Raw genomic sequence first — 17,287 nt, 5'->3', positions numbered from 1 at the left:
TAAAAAGTCAAGATTTATTAAGATTTTACCAAAAAGCGATGACAAATCACAAATCATATATCTAAAATAAGAGACAAATTGACCCGGAAACTGAAGGTAAGAAAATGTCTGAACTTAGACAAAATCTAATTACCAGAGATTGGGTAATCATCGCCACCGAACGGGCGACAAGACCGGATCAATTCGCCAACACCAAAAAGTTGCCAGCATTAGTGCCACCCCACCGTGCCGATTGCCCGTTTTGCGTGGGAAATGAAGAAGACGGAACCTTAGAAACTTGCCGTTTGGGCGATCGCGCCGACTGGAAAGTCAGGGCAATTTGCAACAAATATCCCGCCCTCTCCCCGACAGCAGAATGGATGAGGATATCATCGGGAATTCACCGCACCATGGCGGGAATCGGCATTCACGAAGTAATTGTCGAACACCCGCGACACGATTTGACCACAGCTTTGTTGAGCGTTGAAGAAGTTGCCAACATACTTTTAGTATACCGCCAGCGCTATGTAGAAATTAAAAAAAATCCCTACATAGAAACCATTCTTATCTTCAAAAATCACGGGGAAAGTGCCGGAACTTCTATCGAACACCCCCACTCGCAGTTAGCAGCCACGCCCGTTGTACCAAGCCAATTTCGCAGCCGCATCGAGGAAGCTATTAGATATTTTGACGACACGGGAGAATGTCTGTTTTGCCGGACTTTGGAAGATGAATTAGCCGCGAAAGAAAGACTGATTTGTGAGAGTGAACATTTTGTCGCTTTTATCCCTTACGCTGCACTTTCACCGTTTCACACTTGGATTTTTCCGCGCCGGCATTCCTCTTCCTTTGATGAAATTACCGATGCGGAACTTACCGATCTTGCTTATACTTTGAAAACTGTACTGGCTAAGCTTTATTACGGATTGAACAATCCCGATTACAACTATAATATTCGATCGGTGCCGATCGCCCTACAGGGAACAAAATACTTTCACTGGTATATCGCAATTATTCCCAGAGTCACCAAGCAAGCTGGGTTTGAGTTGGGCAGCGGGATGTTTATCAATACTGCCTTGCCCGAAGAAAGTGGAGCTTTTTTGCGATCGATCCAAATTCCTAGCGACACTAATTTCGGGTTGACCTAGAGTATCCTATAGCGGTTCTCAAGCGTGGCGAGGTATGGGGGCGAGTCCTATGCCTATGCCCACGGAGGCCTATGCCCTATGCCCGCCAGAGCACCTCATGTTACTGAGAAAGGCTATACATCAAAATAGGTCAATTTGTTGTGGAAATGCACCCCGGCACTCTCAGTTGCGAGTCAGTCTTGGGGGAGGAAACAGATACAATTTGAAATTTGAGATTAAAGAATTAGGAATGACAGACTGCATAAGGGTTTGGATCCGGCGCCTACAGTTGCATTCTTTTTTGAAACTGGTAAAATTTACCCTCTCAAGTTATCAAGGTACAAATACTTATGGATTTTACCAAACTCACAATAAAGTTTCGACATACTGCCAGCAGTCGTCGCTACTAAAAGTAGCTCTCAAGATATCTCTAATTTTACCATTGAGCGATAATATCCCCTCCCCAGAATCGCCCTTCTCGCCGCTTTCGCCACTGTCTTCAGACAGATTTTCTTGGAGGTGGGCGAGAGTATCCGCGAAATTAGCCAGAAAATAATGTTCGTGCACCCATGCTGTCGGGTCTGGTATCGCTGCACTGCCAAAAGCTCGATCGACTAAATTTTTTTTGGCAACATCGTCAGTCTGGTTTTTCATCTTGAGTTCGATTTATATAGAGTTTCTAACAGATCCCCATTTTAAGCTTACTTCTCAACAGGATTGCGATCGAGATCGACCATAGCAGTGACAAATTTGTGTCCTTTGTGCGATCGCGATCCTGATTTTTTTGTCCCTCGCGTGTTATCATACCACCTCAAACTCGGTAGCCAATAATTTTCACCTCCGGCAAAATACACTTGGGCATCATTCCGTGAACTCCTTTTTGGGGATTGTTGACAGCCTGCGTAATCCGAAAACTTACCGCGAGGGAACAAAAAACATAAGCATCTTCTTCTTTGAAATCCGCCCAAGTTTGGAGCCAATAAATCGTCTCTTTTACCGCCATCTCAAACGCTTCATCTAATGTTCTACCGAATCCCATAATCACAAAATGAGTTTCCGTTTCAGCAAACGGAAATATCAGAAATAAATCCTTGCGTAAGATGATTTGAATAGTCCCCTTCATCGAAGTTTCCAGGGCAGTACCGTCAACTTCACCGTCTCCTTGTGCCGAATGTCCGTCGCCGATGGACAGTAAACCGCCGCGCATAAAAACAGGTAAAAATAACCGCGTTCCTGGTTGAAGTTCCTGATTGTCCATATTGCCGCCGTAGCGCTCTGGAGGAATAGAAGAACGGTTGATTTCTGCATTGGCAACGCCGATAATTCCAAAAAAAGGATGCAGGGGAATCCGAATGCCGCTAGCTGGGGGAAATTCAGCAATTTTTTGCTCTAAATCTAGCCGAATAAACCGCAATTTAGGTTCGGGGAAATACTCAGGCAAAACTCCCCATCCGGCGCGAATTGCATTAAATCCTACTGGTAAACTCGGGTAAACATCCTCAATGTTAATTTCTAAAACGTCTCCCGGTTCGGCATTGTTAACATAAATCGGGCCTGTCAGCAAGTGGGGCCCCGGGCCAACTTTGCGGTTGGGAGGCAAATTCTGACAAATATCTAAAAATTCGGGGGTGAGAAATTCGCGGGGCGCTTTGTCAGCAACATAATATCCTGAATAGGTTTCGATATCGATGCGATCGCCCGAATCCACGCTTAAAGCAGGTTCGAGCTTCGGAGAAAAACCGCCCAAGTGTACGGTTTTGCAGTTAGCTTTGAGAAGGTGGCGGGTCATGGGATTTTAGATTTTAGATTTTAGATTTTAGATTGAAGGAAGGGTGTTAAGAATGTTATATCGCAAGTCTCAATTATTTTTGAGAAAGATTTTTTAAAAAAATTAACCGCAGAGGGCGCAGAGGGCGCAGAGAAAGAGAATGGAGAGATCGGAAGATGTGAAAAAATGGTTGAAGTTTGTTAGATGTGAGATATTTTACTAATTTTTTAACTTTTTGATAACGTTGGTAGTTTAAAATTTAAAGTTGGCGGGGCGGGTTTATATGTATTTGGGGGGGAGTTCTGTTTAGCTGGTGAAACCCCCCTACAACTAATGACTAATGACTTATGTTAACACCTTTGCCCAATAAAGTAGAAATTTCTCAAGGTTATTCTCGCAATCCCTGGTTTTTTGCTGTTTTGATTTTGATTGTCCTATTGCTAGGTTTCATTATGCCATCTTACCTCAACGAACCTCAACTTTTAACCGATCCGTTTCTGCAACTTCCAACAGCAAACTCGGTGCGAGTTGTCTGGTTTACCGAGTTTGCCGGTACTCGCAACACGGTTGCTTACGGCGAAAATCTGAATGAAATTGCGCCTGCAAATACTACGAAGCTAAGCCGCACTCGCGAAGACAAGGACTCGCGCATTTCCGATGAAATCAAACAAAGCATAATTGACAGCAATCCAATTGTCCGCGACATCTGGCGCCACGAAGCAGAAGTCCCCAATTTAATGCCCGGTGTTCGCATTCCTTATCGAGTCACCAGCGAAAGGAAAGACGGTGCATCTGTCAGCAGCAAAATATTCACTCTTTCTCCGACACCAGCAGCAGGAATTGCGCTCAAAATTCTCCTCACTTCCGACCATCAATTGATGCCTATGACAGCAGCAAATCTCCAGAAAGTAGCCGAAACAATTGGGAGAGTTGACGCGGTTTTTATGGCAGGGGATTTAATTAATATACCCGATCGCGCTTCTGAATGGTTTGACGACTACCAAGGCCGCGCCTTCTTTCCCGCGCTGCAAGGTCGCGCATTTTCCGCACTCGACAAAAACGGCATCAAAACCGTTTACAGCGGCGGCGAACTGATCCAACACGCGCCTTTATTTCCCGCCATTGGCAATCACGAAATTATGGGTAGGTATTCAAATAGCAGCACACTCGGTGACGAATTTAACGATCCTTTTCCCCGCGCCGCTGCCGAGAAAATATACGCTCAACGTGCTGGATCTTTGAATCCCAATAATGACCCTTCAGTGCGCGAAATCTGGCTGAAAAACAATACTTTTAATAGCGATACCTATGACGAAATTTTCAATTTCCCGGGAGGAAAAAATTACTATGCTGTGACTTTTGGGGACGTGCGGTTAGTAACTTTGTATGTTACGAATATCTGGCGGACTCCGAAGTTAGATCCGGGTGCCAGAGGCAGGTATCGCGAACAGGAGGAAAATTTTAATAATCCCGAAAAATGGGGCTACGGACAGCATATTTTTGAGCCTATTGTCAAGGGCAGCGCTCAATATACTTGGCTGCAACAAGAGTTAAAGAGTTCGGAATTCCAGCAGGCAAAATATAAAATTGTGATGTTTCACCACCCGCCGCATTCTCTGGGTGACAATATTGTACCTGCTTATACCGATCCAGTGCAAATAGTCGATCGCGCTCTCGATGGCGAGATTAAAATGGTGCGTTACGAGTATCCGAAACACCAAGATTATCTGATTCGGGATGTAGTGCCGCTACTAGAAACAGCGGGGGTGCAGTTGGTATTTTACGGACATTCGCACTTGTGGAATCGATTTGTAAGTTCCAGCGGAATGCACTTTTTGGAGACTTCTAATGTAGGCAACAGCTACGGTGCTTTTGCGGGGGAAAAGCGCCGATTTGTGCCGCCGGGATATCGGGAAGTTTACAGCGCTATTGGAGACCCGAACGGATTGGAACCTGTGGTGCCGACTGTTGCGCCTTTGTTGGGAGAAGACGGGCGGCCGCTGCCGTATATTGATAGCAATGATATTACGGCTTTTACTATTTTTGATACGGGGGAGGGTACAATTAGCAGCTACTATTTTGATACGCGGAAACCGGAATCGGAAGTGGTGAAGTTTGATGAGTTTAAGTGCGAAAGCTAAGGGCACGCTATTGCCGTGTCCCTACAGATATCTGAGTCAACTGAGATGTTGCACTATTCTCAATTAGCTGTTTAGGAACGGGCTCTGGGGCCCGTTCCACAAAACTCAATTTTATTGTGGAACAGGCATCTTGCCTGTTCTTAACAAAGGTGCAAGATGTAAGATTAAACCTTGTCTTTCGCAGGGGGAACCAAACCAGTTTTATTCAAACCGGCATCAATCTGCCTGAGCAATTTAAAATCGTCTTCGGGTAAGGAATTAACAGGCGAGTGTTTTTCCAGAAATGAGAATGCTTGCCGAAATTCACGCGGCCGGGAGTCGATCGCACTATCGAAGTGACAAGGTACAATCCTTTGAAAATCCCAACTCGCCACTTTATCCACCCAATCGAGAGTTTCCCTCGGGGCGCGGTTGAGAATCAATGTCTGCAAAATCGGCGCCACAAACAACCGCCCTCCTCCCCGCAAAGCCTCAAACGATCGCTCCCAATCTGTTTTCCAATTGAACGGATACAACCCGAAATAAGCTTTCCTAGAGCGTTCTGGCGCTTGGCGCGCGTTGGCTAACACCTGGGACCACGGCGGCACTTCCAGCACGCTGGGGCTAAAATACATGGCAAATAAGGCAATTCTCTGCCACCCTTTGCGCCGATTTTCCTGGGTGTCTGCCACAATGTCCGAGGCGCTTTCTTTGGCGTGAAATAGCAGCGGGTAGGAGTCGAGTTGGACGATCGCGGGCGGATTTTCGGGAATCGAAACCACGGAATCTGTTAACATCAGCGTGCGCGATCGCCTGTGAAATAAGGCAACTTCTGCAAATTTGCCCAAACCGAGGTCGAGGGGGCCGAGAATTGCCCAGTCAAATTGATCGGCTAACGGCGTGTTGCTGCTGTCAAAGGGCAGTACAGAAGTGCGTTTGGCGGGCAAACCCAGCCAACTCAGCGGCAAATTCACCGGGAAACTCCACTGCTGCGGGGCGACAAACACCTGCGCTTGGGGAAAACACCTCGCAAAGGGGCCGACAAAAACTTTGTGCTCGATGCCGGAAACCGTTGTCAGCAGGATGTACTTCACCTCGCCGTGCTCTGCTACTAACTCTTTTACCAAGCGGATGCACTCAGGAGTCGGTGCAACGGGGGCGTAGACGAGAAGGCCTTCGGGTTCTAGTTTAATTACTGTCATCCGAATCGGGACGACTACGTAGAAAATGCCTTGTAGCTGGTCAAAAGTCCAGATTGTGTCCTTGACTATTTCCTTGCGGATGGTGCGCCGCTTGCTGTAGGGATAGAGGGGGACAACTGGCCAAAAAGCCCAAGAATAGTCCCGAGAATCAATCTGTGCTGGTGTTGGTATGCCTTCGCCCTCTGCCACTGCGCGACTCCTTGCCGATTTTTTTGTACGTGGGTGCGATCGAACTGTTTTTATCTTATTTTAATGTTGTTGCGCGGATTCGAGGAGTTGAAAGGCAGCCGCTTGGTGCGCGGCCTGGCTGGATTTTGGCTTTTCGTATCCTGTCCTATACATTGTTTGGGTCCCGTTGCCGAGATTCTATTTGTTGAAATAATTTGACCAAGCTCGACATTTCTAAAAATCAAATGTTTCAGTTCTGTTGCCGGGATTCTATTTGTTGAAACCCAACTACTTTTTCCAATTTTCCTTTAGCTTTGCGCGAAGTTTCAGTTCAACCGCCGGAAATTGCAGCCCTGTGGGAGCAAAAACATTCCAGCGGGGCAGCAAACTTCCAAATACTAATTCCGGCAAAGGGAAAGGCTGACATGACTGAAGTTGCTTGAAACTTGTCGGCGACAGAAACTCTAGTTCGATCGACCTTTGGGGCGGCGACTCTGCTAAAATCTCATAACTGCTAGCTTCCACAACCTCCACCGCTTCCCCCAAACGGCAAGGAATCCCCGTCAAAGCAATGTCTGCGCCGATATCTTGACTCAATCCCCATAGGAAAGGAGCCATCAATTCCGGCCGCAGCAATCCGAATTTGAGATATTTTTGCAGCGGAGATTTTCCCGGTTTCAAAACTAAAGCACCGGGAAAATTCTCCTGTTGGTGCAACTCTTGAGCTAGTTCGGCATTTCCACATCCTATCCAGTGGAAAAATTGAGCGTGAACCGTCCTTCCCAAAGTGTGCGGAAGCTCATCGGTTGCCCGCAGCGGAATATCGAGAATTTGCTTTGCAGTGAATTTTTAAATCGCCCTCCAAATAAATCCATTCCCCAAACACAAAAGAGAAAAGGGGCGCGAGCAGTTTCAGTTTTTCCCGAAGCCGTGGGCGCCCTCAGCAGGACATCTTGGCGGTTGAGAATTTTGTGGATTGTTTCTGCTTGGAATTGTCGGGGTTGAAATCCCGTCAGCGCGCGAAAGTATTCGTTGATGTCGGTATCTGTATACAATGTCTTCACGGGTGAAAATCCAGTTCGCGCGATGGCGTACATAAGCTGATATAATTCTAAGCCGGCAAGAAGTTCTTAGCTTCCCCTCAAAAATCTACAATCAAAACTCCCAAATCGATATGACTCAAAACTACCGCATCACTCTTTTACCAGGAGACGGCATCGGCCCTGAAATTATCGCTGTGGCGGTAGATGTCCTGAAACTTGTCGGTCAGCAATTGGACATCGGCTTTGAATTTCAAGAAGCTTTAATGGGCGGCGCTGCTATTGATGCAACAGGCAATCCGCTACCCGAAGAAACACTGGAAAAATGCCGCAACAGCGATTCAGTATTGTTAGCTGCCATCGGCGGTTACAAGTGGGATAATTTGCCCCGCGAACAGCGCCCGGAAACTGGATTATTAGGACTGCGCGCCGGATTGGGATTGTTTGCAAATTTGCGGCCTGCGACTATTTTACCGCAATTGGTAGATGCTTCTAGTTTGAAACGGGAAGTTGTCGAAGGCGTGGATATTATGGTAATCCGCGAACTCACAGGCGGCATTTATTTCGGCAAACCGAAAGGCATTTTTGAGACGGAAACAGGCGAAAAACGCGGCGTCAATACGATGGCTTACACCGACTCGGAAATTGACAGAATCGGGCGAGTGGCTTTTGAGACGGCCTCTAAGCGGGGGAAAAGGCTGTGTTCCGTTGATAAAGCGAATGTTTTGGACGTTTCGCAACTGTGGCGCGATCGTATTATTGCCCTTTCTTCAGAATACCCTGATGTCGAACTTTCTCACCTCTACGTTGACAACGCAGCCATGCAGTTAATTCGCTGGCCGAAACAGTTCGATACGATTGTCACCGGCAATTTATTCGGCGACATTCTTTCCGATGCGGCGGCGATGCTAACTGGTAGTATTGGAATGCTGCCTTCTGCTAGTTTGGGAGCAAGCGGGCCGGGAGTTTTTGAACCCGTGCACGGTTCCGCACCAGACATCGCCGGACAAGATAAAGCAAATCCCATCGCCCAAGTTTTGAGTGCGGCAATGATGCTGCGCTACGCCTTAAATCAGCCGGAAGCTGCTAATAAAATCGAGCAAGCAGTTGTCGAAGTTTTGGATCGAGGTTATCGCACTGGTGATATCATGTCAGAAGGCATGAAACTCGTCGGCTGTCGGGCAATGGGCGATGCTTTAATTGAAGTTTTGCAAGGTTGATATATTTACCTTTACTCGTTCCCAGGCTCTGCCTGGTAACGCCTTTCAGGAGGCTCAGCCTCCACCAAAACAAGGCAAACGAGACAGAATTTTGGAGGCTGAGCCTCCAGATATTAATTACTAGGCAGAGCCTGGTAACTAGAAACTAGAAATTTCTTACTTGAATGTTCCGCTGTTAAAGATTACTCGTTCCCAGGCAGAGCCTGGGAACGCATTTCAGGAGGCAGAGCCTCCATTAAAACAAGGCAAACGAGACAGAATTTTGGAGGCTGAGCCTCCAGATAAGCTGTTGTGCATTTAAATTGTATATTTCGAGTCCCGATCAAAAATCGTCAAATCCTCTCCCCCTCTCCCCTTCACCCCCTCTCCCTCTCTAATACCATAGGCAATCTAGATGCAACACAGCTTATTAATTACCAGGCAGAGCCTGGTAACTAGATATTTTATACTTTAATGTTCCGCTGTCAAAAGATTGAATTGCTCGGTATCAATGCGATTTGCTTGATACAAAGTTTGAGCAATTTCCGAAAGCGCTAACACTGAATGGGCGCTATAACCATTAACCTGCAATTTATCTTTAACTCCCTGTTCGTGGTCGATCAATACTACAATATCTTCCACATTCAACCCAGCAGATTTTAACTTGCCCGCGCCTTCCATCACGCTTTTGCCGCTAATCAAAATATCATCGACTACGACAATCGTTTCTCCTGGCTGAAAATGCCCCTCAATCAATTTGCCCGCCCCGTAAGTTTTGACTTCCTTGCGCGGGAAAATCATCGGCCGTTCCATCCGCAATGCTAAACCGGTTGCTGTGGGTAAAGAACCGTAGGGAATTCCGGCAATGCGATCGAATTTTAAATCCTTGAGAATGTCTGCATAAGCGCTGACAATTTGGTGGAAAATCTGCGGGATCGAGATAATTTTCCGCAAGTCGATGTAATAGGGAAATACGGCTCCCGATGCTTGTACGTGATCGCCAAAAACTACGCAGCCGATGTCATAAAGTTGCAAGATTAAATCGCGGTAAGGTTCCGGTTGCAAAAAGCAAACATCGGGCAGCCACAATTCGCAAGTGGGACTACCTTCTATTGCCCGCAGCCTCTGTTTATTAATATTATCCCGCAATTTCTCAATTTCTCGGCGCGGCTCTTTCCCCGCTAATAAACTCGGGGGGACTGGCAACAATAAACCTTCACCATTTTTGTTTAAACCAGCGGCCAGCAGTTGTGCGAGGTCGTTTTCTTCTGTAAGGTCATTTTCTGCGGCGATGTCTCCTTCGACTAAAATTAGGCGTTCAGGAGCAGCTTGGCGGATGCGCGCCAACATATCCGGCATTACTCCTACTTCTAAACCGAGTTGTTCTGGAGTTCCCCAAGTTTGAGAGATTCGGACTAATTGCAAGTAAAAAGGGTTTTCTGGCGTCGGGTATTCTTGCAAATCCGCCGCTGAGGCGTTGGCGGTGGCACAGAGGACAAAAACTGTTTTTCGGGCGTATAACAAAAAAGGCGCTACTTGGTCGAATCCGGCATAGGGACTTAAGGTAATAGCGTCAACTTGCCAGTCTTGAAATACAATTTTGGCAAACACTCTGCTGGTATTTAAATCGCAGTGTTTGGCATCTAAAATTACGGGTATCTGAGGAGGAATTATTGTTAAAATTTGTTGCAGCAATTCCCAACCGCGAATACCGAGAGATTGGTAAAAACCGAGGGTGATTTTGCAGGCACAGATTAAATCGGCTGTTTGGTCGATCGCACTTTTGAGCTTTGACAACAAATCTGTTACAAAACTTTTAGTTTCCTCTGCCGTCATGGAAACGAGGGCGGGCAAGGTTTCCGGGTCGGGGTCGAGGGCTAAATACAGCAAACTTTGATTGTTTTCAACAGCCGCTAACAGTTTATCGAAAAAGTTGGTTCGATCCGTCATAGTGTGTTATGGAGGTAAGGGGAAATTAAAAAATTGCCGCTCAAAGTGGGAGGGGTGCTGTGCCGGAAGAAATCGATCGGTGTTGAGGTTGAAATTAAGAATCTTTTAAAATTGTAGAAGGTAAAGAGCAGGAAATCTGTAACTTTGGGAGCAGTTTCATTGGGACTGATTTTCGGGTTGGCTACATCGGTGATTGCAGCTAACGGCGAGCAAGTCAATTTCTTGTGGTAAACTGACCAGTGTGCGGGCGACGATTTGAGCAGCATTCCCCTACGGCACGCGAGTTTAGCAAATGCAGCTTTGAGAGGAGCAAATTTTAGGGAAGCTAATTTATCCGGGGCAATTTTGAGCGGGGCTGCTTGGCGGCAAGCTAATTTACAAGGCGCTAATTTAAGCGAGGCTAATTTAACCAAAGCCGGTTTGACGGGCCTAATCTAAAAAATGCTACCGTTGCAGGTGTTATTTTGGTTGACGGTACTATTAAATATAGAAATCCTTGCAGGAGTCGTAAATTTTTCACCCCACCCCAACCCTCCCCGAAGCCGCGGGGAGCGAGTAAGAAAGTGACAAATGATTTAGGATTGCTATAGAAGCAGAAGTTAAAGCAATGCCCGCCTTATCACATGGATAGTAATAAATGATCGGTACGATCGACTTTAGGATTTGGGACGAGTTGCTGCAACGCTACGTTGACGATTTGGGCCGGGTCAATTATCGGCGCTGGAAAGCTGAGGGGGCGGATGTTTTGAGGGCGTGGCTGGAAAGTTTGGCTGATGTGGATTTGGCGGATTTTACTGATGCGGATGCGCGGCTGGCGCTGTGGCTGAATGCGTACAATGCGATCGCAATTTCTCAAGTTCTGGAAGTATATCCGATCGCGTCCATCCGTCCCAAAGTTTTGGGAATTCCCAACTGGCTGAGTTTTTTGGATTTTTTCACTCGTTCAAATACGATTGTTGGCGGCAAAAAGTACAGTCTCAATCAAATCGAACACGCAATTTTGCGGCCGGAATTTGCGGAACCGCGCATCCATTTTGCATTAGTTTGCGCTGCTGTCGGGTGCCCGCTGCTGCGCCGGGGGGCTTATGTCCCGGAGTCGGTACGCACTCAACTAGAAGCGGATGCGAGCCGTTTTATTCACAATCCTGATAAGGTGCGATATGATGCCCAGAAAAAGACGCTTTATTTGAGCAAGATTTTTGAGTGGTACGGGGAGGATTTTGTAAAGGCGGCGGGTTCGGTGGCTGAGTATGTGGGCGGTTATTTGGGACCGGAGGCGGCTGTGGGTGATGGATGGGCGATCGTTTTTTTGCCTTACGACTGGAATTTGAATCGGGTTGAAGGTTGAGTTTTGCGCCTGTGGGTAGGTGTTTTTTTGAGGGGGTGATTTTTTTCGCCTGTATCTGTTGCGTAGTATGGGTTTAAGGCTCTTTATGAAAAATCCGACGGACGCAAATGCTGTATTGCTTGCTGTGAAAGGTTTTGAGGTTTGTTGAAAATTTTGCCTGTTGACAGGTCGATCTTGAAATGGTACTTTTGATGTGTACAGACGCAAACGAACCTTGAAAACTAAATACAGTGAGAGTTTCAGAAACTAACTGTTGCAATCAACCTAAATCCCTATCAGGGATTGAAACAGTATCGAACTGCTATTGTTATTAGCATCTAGCGCTGTTGTGTTGCAATCAACCTAAATCCCTATCAGGGATTGAAACAACAGCTCCTTCAACCCGAACACAGCCACCTACGGTTGCAATCAACCTAAATCCCTATCAGGGATTGAAACACAAACTTGTCGAATGTTGAAGTTCCTGCCGTGCCAGGTTGCAATCAACCTAAATCCCTATCAGGGATTGAAACGGAATCGGCGATCGCTCTCTGTTTTTTAATTATTGGGTTGCAATCAACCTAAATCCCTATCAGGGATTGAAACGACCATAGTACAAGACTAGGCGAACTGATTCTATGGTTGCAATCAACCTAAATCCCTATCAGGGATTGAAACCCGTTATTACAGAGGTCATAAATATAGACTGCCAGAGTTGCAATCAACCTAAATCCCTATCAGGGATTGAAACGAAACTCTCCGAGGTTGGCTGAGTGACTTGACGCGATGTTGCAATCAACCTAAATCCCTATCAGGGATTGAAACACCATCTTAGAGACTATGCGATTAGTAGAACCCAGTTGCAATCAACCTAAATCCCTATCAGGGATTGAAACAATCAGTTGCTTAGTCCAGGCAACAATTTCATTGAAGTGTTGCAATCAACCTAAATCCCTATCAGGGATTGAAACCCATCAGATAATAGTGCCGTCCGAGGTTACTTCGAGTTGCAATCAACCTAAATCCCTATCAGGGATTGAAACGAGCGCTTCTGTAGTTGCTCCGACTTCTCCCTAGTTGCAATCAACCTAAATCCCTATCAGGGATTGAAACAATGATAACTCGACTGACGTGCAATTTTCAAGCGCTCGTTGCAATCAACCTAAATCCCTATCAGGGATTGAAACGTAATCGTTGTTACCAATTTTCTCTTCGACCGATTCAAGTTGCAATCAACCTAAATCCCTATCAGGGATTGAAACTGGCGTCAATCGGGACAAGATAACGCAGGAAGAAGCGGCCAGGTTGCAATCAACCTAAATCCCTATCAGGGATTGAAACTCAGTAGTGCCGGAAACCCAAAGCCGATGGTGGGATTTGAAGTTGCAATCAACCTAAATCCCTATCAGGGATTGAAACTTCAAAGGTGAAACGATGTCTTATCCTTTTGAAGGTTGCAATCAACCTAAATCCCTATCAGGGATTGAAACTTTGTCTTCAGCATTTAAGCCGAGAATCTGCCTTTGAGGTTGCAATCAACCTAAATCCCTATCAGGGATTGAAACGAAGGTGGCTACATACAATGATGCAGCTAATTTGTTGCAATCAACCTAAATCCCTATCAGGGATTGAAACAGCGGGATTCTCGGTAGGAGTAACTGCTACTACGTTGCAATCAACCTAAATCCCTATCAGGGATTGAAACCTTTACTATACGAGATACACGCACTGGACGCTCTCGGGTTGCAATCAACCTAAATCCCTATCAGGGATTGAAACCTCGGCAAGCTCTTAGCCATTCATCATGTTGAAGCGCTGCAATTAACCTAAATCCCTATCAGGGATTGAAACGCGATTGCAATTCTGCCGCAGACTGACCGCTGCTTTCGCTGCAATTAACCTAAATCCCTATCAGGGATTGAAACTCGTCAGCAAAGATGTTTGTGCGGATAAACTCGCCAAGGCTGCAATTAACCTAAATCCCTATCAGGGATTGAAACCTTCCAGATTGTCAGCGGGACTGTCTTCGACTTCCTCGGCTGCAATTAACCTAAATCCCTATCAGGGATTGAAACATGTAATTTTATGACAATTACTTTTGTGTCTGGCTGCAATTAACCTAAATCCCTATCAGGGATTGAAACGTTTACTTTTGAACCATGAAATATCTTCATAGCTTACTTGAGCTGCAATTAACCTAAATCCCTATCAGGGATTGAAACAAGATATCCTCCGCCTATCCCGACAAAATCTATTTCGTTGCAATCAACCTAAATCCCTATCAGGGATTGAAACGGTCGCAGCACACCCGTTGTTTTGATGCGGTGGGTTGCAATCAACCTAAATCCCTATCAGGGATTGAAACACAAACATTTGTTGCTTGAGTGGAAAGGCTTGCGCCACGGGTTGCAATCAACCTAAATCCCTATCAGGGATTGAAACTCTACCGACAGACCTTGTGGCGGAATTAAACCATCTGTTGCAATCAACCTAAATCCCTATCAGGGATTGAAACACCTCAATTTTTGAGACTTGGCTGGCGATCGCAAAATCGTTGCAATCAACCTAAATCCCTATCAGGGATTGAAACGAGGGGACATAGCAAAAAGTGCAACCCAATGGGCATCCTAGTTGCAATCAACCTAAATCCCTATCAGGGATTGAAACTCATCTTTTAACTCGGACAGAGCACGTTCAATTCTTAAAAGTTGCAATCAACCTAAATCCCTATCAGGGATTGAAACTTGCATTTACCGTAATGCCCTGTAGTTGGCTGACCGTGTTGCAATCAACCTAAATCCCTATCAGGGATTGAAACGAGCACCGCCAGTATTTGGTGATGATGCCGATCAGTTGCAATCAACCTAAATCCCTATCAGGGATTGAAACTGATAAAACTTTGAGGGATCGATCAAAGGTATTGGAGTTGCAATCAACCTAAATCCCTATCAGGGATTGAAACTCATTCGGCATATTCCACGCATATTTTATGCCCCGCAGCCGCAATCAAACTAAACCCCTATTAGGGATTGAAACTAACATCAAAACCCAAAAAAGACTTTTGTGCTAGTTCCGCAGGTGTCCCAGCATCCATCGACGATCGCCCCACAAGTGACATATTAATAGCTATCACAGTTCAAATCCTCTGGAATATTAAAAATGATTTCAGATAAATTTCGGCGCGAGTTGCGGGAAGAAGCCAAACTCTGGCAAGCAGAAGGACTCATCGACACTTCATTCTACCAACAACTTTCGGAACGCTACCAATTCAACACACTCGAAACCGCCTCCCGCAACCGTTTCCTCAGCATTCTGATGAGTCTCGGCGGCATTCTCCTCGGTATAGGAGTCATCACCTTTGTAGCGGCAAACTGGCAAGTTTGGTCGCGAGAAGTGAGAGTCGCACTGCTGCTAAGTCTTTTCGTAGCAGTCAATGCTGCAGGTTTCTATCTGTGGCGAATTCCCCCATCCCGAAGCAAAAACTCCCATCCAAATATGCCCGCAACAAAAGGGCGAAACAAACTCCTAGGTGAAGGATTGTTGCTGTTAGGAGCTCTGATTTTAGGAGCAAATATCGCTTTGATGGCGCAAATGTTCCACATAGGCGGTTCTTCCTACGGACTTTTCCTTGCTTGGGGAATCGGCGTGCTCGGAATGGCTTACAGTTTGCGGTTGACTTCCTTGGGCGTTTTGTCCGCACTTTTAATCGGTTTGGGCTATTGGCTGGCGGTGTTTGATTTCTCTTCCAAAGTCGAGTTTTCTTGGCTGCAAGTTTTGGTGCGGCAAATGCCGATCGCAGCCAGTATAATGTTTGTGCCGCTGGCTTATTGGTGTCGGTCGCGTGCTATTTTTGCCATAGGTGCGATCGTCCTAATTTTCTCCCTACAAGTTTCTATCGTCCAAGGGTTAAATCCAACCTGGGGCACAGCAATTTTTTGTGCTTTACCGCCCGCTTTGCTGTGGGGATACGACGATGCAATGTGGCCGAATATAGACAGCAGGCTGTTTCAACCTACCGCCCGCAGTTTAGCACTCGTGTTTCTCGCCTGTGTTTTTTATATTCTTTCTTTCCACTGGTTTTGGCCGGATGCCCCCAATCCTTACCTCAATCCTGCGCCCCCACAGCCCGATTGGAGTTGGAGTCTTTTTACAACAAATGTAGCTGTTGCGGGCGCTTTAACGGTGTTTGAGTGGCTGCGTTTGGGACGTTTGGAACGGCGGCGACCAAAACAAAAAGGAGTGAATTTGACCACAGGTGCGATCGCACTTTTGATACTCGTCACCGCTTTAATACCGCTTTACCACTTGAATTTTATTCGGATTCCAGAATTAGCGACTTTTCTGTTTAATGTTTTATCATTTCTGCTAGCCGTCGGCTTAATCCGAGAAGGCTTAGCTTTAGGAAACCGCAAGAGTTTTTGGGGAGGCCTGGTATTAATCACCCTACAAATTATCAGCAGAGTATTTGAATATAACACAGAATTGTTGCTCAAATCTTTTGTCTTTGTTTTGTGCGGAATCGGCGTAATTGCTGCTGGTTTGTGGTTCGAGCGCCACTTCGCAAAAATGCCCGATGAATAGAAATTATTCATCTCTCTCTTCTCTCACTCAGCGCCCTCTGCGGTCTCTGTGGTTTAATCATTCCGAAACAACCGCAAACAATACAACCCATACATAACATGAACACAAACAACATTGACTTATTAGTTAAAAATCCAGCAGATACAACAAATCAGTTTCAGCTTCCCCCAGAAGCAAAACGCCTTCCCGCGTGGCGGCTGTGGGTTCCTTTGCTGCTGCAAATCGGACTAATTGCCGCCGTACCAGCTCCCGCAGTTTACACCTTTATTACTGGCAAAACAGTTGTTCTGCAAACAGTACCAGTAGACCCTTACGACTTTTTGCGCGGATATTCCCAAGCTTTGAGCTATAATATTTCCGATCGCACAAATCTCCAAAAACTCCCCGGCTGGAAAGATTTACCTGGCGAAAAAACACCTTGTCCGCCGGGAGATGCTTGTCCACAAAATACACACAATGTCTATCGACAAACCAGTTTTTATGTAATCTTAGAAGCGCCAAAAGCCGCGACTAATCCCGGCCGCCCCCAAGCTTGGAAACCCGTCCGCGTCAGTCTAGAAAATCCCGGCAATTTGCCCGCCAACCAAATCGCAATTAAGGGCAAATATAACGGTTTCCTGATGGAATACGGCTTAGAAACTTATTATATGCCAGAGGATGAAAGGGAAAAAGTCAATCAGGAGATTAGGCAAGCTCAAAGCAGCCAGCGACAATCTTTTTTGGTAGAAGTAAAGGTTGACAAAACAGGCCATGCTGTGCCTGTGAGTTTGTGGGTGCGCGATCGCAATTATCGATTTTAGCCAAAAAGGGCAAAAGGTCGATCGGT

General features: G+C 46.1%; 13 protein-coding genes and 1 CRISPR repeat array. Of the genes, 7 read left to right on the top strand and 6 right to left on the bottom strand.

Going from position 1 to position 17,287, the window contains the following annotated elements:
- Window positions 1-104 precede the first annotated feature (104 nt).
- Window positions 105-1,127, top strand: a complete 1,023-nt coding sequence (gene galT, locus QUB61_RS05305; protein ID WP_333126304.1) for a galactose-1-phosphate uridylyltransferase — start codon at window positions 105-107, stop codon at window positions 1,125-1,127.
- Window positions 1,128-1,472: 345 nt separating this feature from the next.
- Here galT and QUB61_RS05300 read toward each other — a convergent pair whose 3' ends face one another.
- Both QUB61_RS05300 and QUB61_RS05295 read right to left on the bottom strand, forming a co-directional pair.
- The gene (locus tag QUB61_RS05300; RefSeq protein WP_333126301.1) at window positions 1,473-1,760 is read right to left on the bottom strand and encodes a hypothetical protein; all 288 of its coding nucleotides are present in this window, start codon (window positions 1,758-1,760) and stop codon (window positions 1,473-1,475) included.
- A 157-nt stretch (window positions 1,761-1,917) separates the two neighbouring features.
- A complete protein-coding gene (locus QUB61_RS05295) occupies window positions 1,918-2,895 on the bottom strand; it encodes an acetamidase/formamidase family protein (RefSeq protein ID WP_333126298.1) in 978 nt (325 codons plus the stop codon).
- A gap of 326 nt (window positions 2,896-3,221) precedes the next feature.
- Here QUB61_RS05295 and QUB61_RS05290 point away from each other — a divergent pair, with 326 nt between their 5' ends.
- The gene (locus tag QUB61_RS05290) at window positions 3,222-5,015 is read left to right on the top strand and encodes a metallophosphoesterase (protein ID WP_333126295.1); all 1,794 of its coding nucleotides are present in this window, start codon (window positions 3,222-3,224) and stop codon (window positions 5,013-5,015) included.
- A 164-nt stretch (window positions 5,016-5,179) separates the two neighbouring features.
- Here the strand turns inward: QUB61_RS05290 and QUB61_RS05285 are convergent, their stop codons facing one another.
- From QUB61_RS05285 to QUB61_RS05275, 3 genes are all read right to left on the bottom strand, one after another.
- Window positions 5,180-6,385 (bottom strand): DUF4336 domain-containing protein, encoded by a 1,206-nt coding sequence (locus QUB61_RS05285; RefSeq protein ID WP_333126292.1) that lies wholly within the window; start codon window positions 6,383-6,385, stop codon window positions 5,180-5,182.
- Window positions 6,386-6,652: 267 nt separating this feature from the next.
- Window positions 6,653-7,150: a CRISPR system precrRNA processing endoribonuclease RAMP protein Cas6 gene (cas6, locus tag QUB61_RS05280; RefSeq protein ID WP_333126288.1), complete on the bottom strand. Its 498-nt coding sequence runs from the start codon at window positions 7,148-7,150 to the stop codon at window positions 6,653-6,655.
- Window positions 7,111-7,428 (bottom strand): DEAD/DEAH box helicase, encoded by a 318-nt coding sequence (locus tag QUB61_RS05275; protein ID WP_333126284.1) that lies wholly within the window; start codon window positions 7,426-7,428, stop codon window positions 7,111-7,113. The genes cas6 and QUB61_RS05275 overlap by 40 nt, the downstream gene beginning before the upstream one ends.
- A 110-nt stretch (window positions 7,429-7,538) precedes the next feature.
- Here QUB61_RS05275 and leuB point away from each other — a divergent pair, with 110 nt between their 5' ends.
- Complete coding sequence (gene leuB / locus QUB61_RS05270) at window positions 7,539-8,624, top strand: 3-isopropylmalate dehydrogenase (RefSeq protein WP_333126280.1); 1,086 nt, start codon at window positions 7,539-7,541, stop codon at window positions 8,622-8,624.
- Between the two features lie 450 nt (window positions 8,625-9,074).
- Here the strand turns inward: leuB and QUB61_RS05265 are convergent, their stop codons facing one another.
- On the bottom strand, window positions 9,075-10,553 hold the full coding sequence (locus QUB61_RS05265; RefSeq protein WP_333126276.1) for a bifunctional orotidine-5'-phosphate decarboxylase/orotate phosphoribosyltransferase: 1,479 nt from the start codon (window positions 10,551-10,553) through the stop codon (window positions 9,075-9,077).
- A 255-nt stretch (window positions 10,554-10,808) separates the two neighbouring features.
- Between QUB61_RS05265 and QUB61_RS05260 the strand changes: the two genes are divergently transcribed.
- The 4 genes from QUB61_RS05260 to QUB61_RS05245 all read left to right on the top strand — a co-directional run bounded on the left by QUB61_RS05260 (window position 10,809) and on the right by QUB61_RS05245 (window position 17,261).
- Window positions 10,809-10,991 (top strand): pentapeptide repeat-containing protein, encoded by a 183-nt coding sequence (locus tag QUB61_RS05260; RefSeq protein ID WP_445300184.1) that lies wholly within the window; start codon window positions 10,809-10,811, stop codon window positions 10,989-10,991.
- A 199-nt stretch (window positions 10,992-11,190) separates the two neighbouring features.
- Window positions 11,191-11,901, top strand: a complete 711-nt coding sequence (locus QUB61_RS05255; RefSeq protein WP_333126273.1) for a DUF547 domain-containing protein — start codon at window positions 11,191-11,193, stop codon at window positions 11,899-11,901.
- 252 nt (window positions 11,902-12,153) lie between these two features.
- A CRISPR array of direct repeats spans window positions 12,154-14,916; the repeat unit is 37 nt; unit sequence GTTGCAATCAACCTAAATCCCTATCAGGGATTGAAAC.
- A 123-nt stretch (window positions 14,917-15,039) separates the two neighbouring features.
- Entirely contained in the window at window positions 15,040-16,461 is a 1,422-nt protein-coding gene (locus QUB61_RS05250; RefSeq protein ID WP_333126271.1) for a DUF2157 domain-containing protein, read from the top strand.
- A gap of 98 nt (window positions 16,462-16,559) precedes the next feature.
- Window positions 16,560-17,261: a GDYXXLXY domain-containing protein gene (locus QUB61_RS05245; RefSeq protein WP_333126268.1), complete on the top strand. Its 702-nt coding sequence runs from the start codon at window positions 16,560-16,562 to the stop codon at window positions 17,259-17,261.
- Window positions 17,262-17,287 lie beyond the last annotated feature (26 nt).

The sequence above is a fragment of the Microcoleus sp. C2D2 genome, assembly GCF_036702495.1.
In the GTDB taxonomy this organism is placed as follows: Bacteria; Cyanobacteriota; Cyanobacteriia; order Cyanobacteriales; family Microcoleaceae; genus Microcoleus.
The sequence above is the reverse complement of the archived record's forward strand: the minus strand, read 5'-3'. Positions and strand labels throughout refer to the sequence as shown.

Coding starts and splice junctions, on each gene's coding strand:
- galT (WP_333126304.1), top strand. CDS start 105: ATGTCTGAACTTAGACAAAATCTAATTACCAGAGATTGGGTAATCATC.
- QUB61_RS05300 (WP_333126301.1), bottom strand. CDS start 1,760: ATGAAAAACCAGACTGACGATGTTGCCAAAAAAAATTTAGTCGATCGA.
- QUB61_RS05295 (WP_333126298.1), bottom strand. CDS start 2,895: ATGACCCGCCACCTTCTCAAAGCTAACTGCAAAACCGTACACTTGGGC.
- QUB61_RS05290 (WP_333126295.1), top strand. CDS start 3,222: ATGTTAACACCTTTGCCCAATAAAGTAGAAATTTCTCAAGGTTATTCT.
- leuB (WP_333126280.1), top strand. CDS start 7,539: ATGACTCAAAACTACCGCATCACTCTTTTACCAGGAGACGGCATCGGC.
- QUB61_RS05265 (WP_333126276.1), bottom strand. CDS start 10,553: ATGACGGATCGAACCAACTTTTTCGATAAACTGTTAGCGGCTGTTGAA.
- QUB61_RS05255 (WP_333126273.1), top strand. CDS start 11,191: ATGATCGGTACGATCGACTTTAGGATTTGGGACGAGTTGCTGCAACGC.
- QUB61_RS05250 (WP_333126271.1), top strand. CDS start 15,040: ATGATTTCAGATAAATTTCGGCGCGAGTTGCGGGAAGAAGCCAAACTC.
- QUB61_RS05245 (WP_333126268.1), top strand. CDS start 16,560: ATGAACACAAACAACATTGACTTATTAGTTAAAAATCCAGCAGATACA.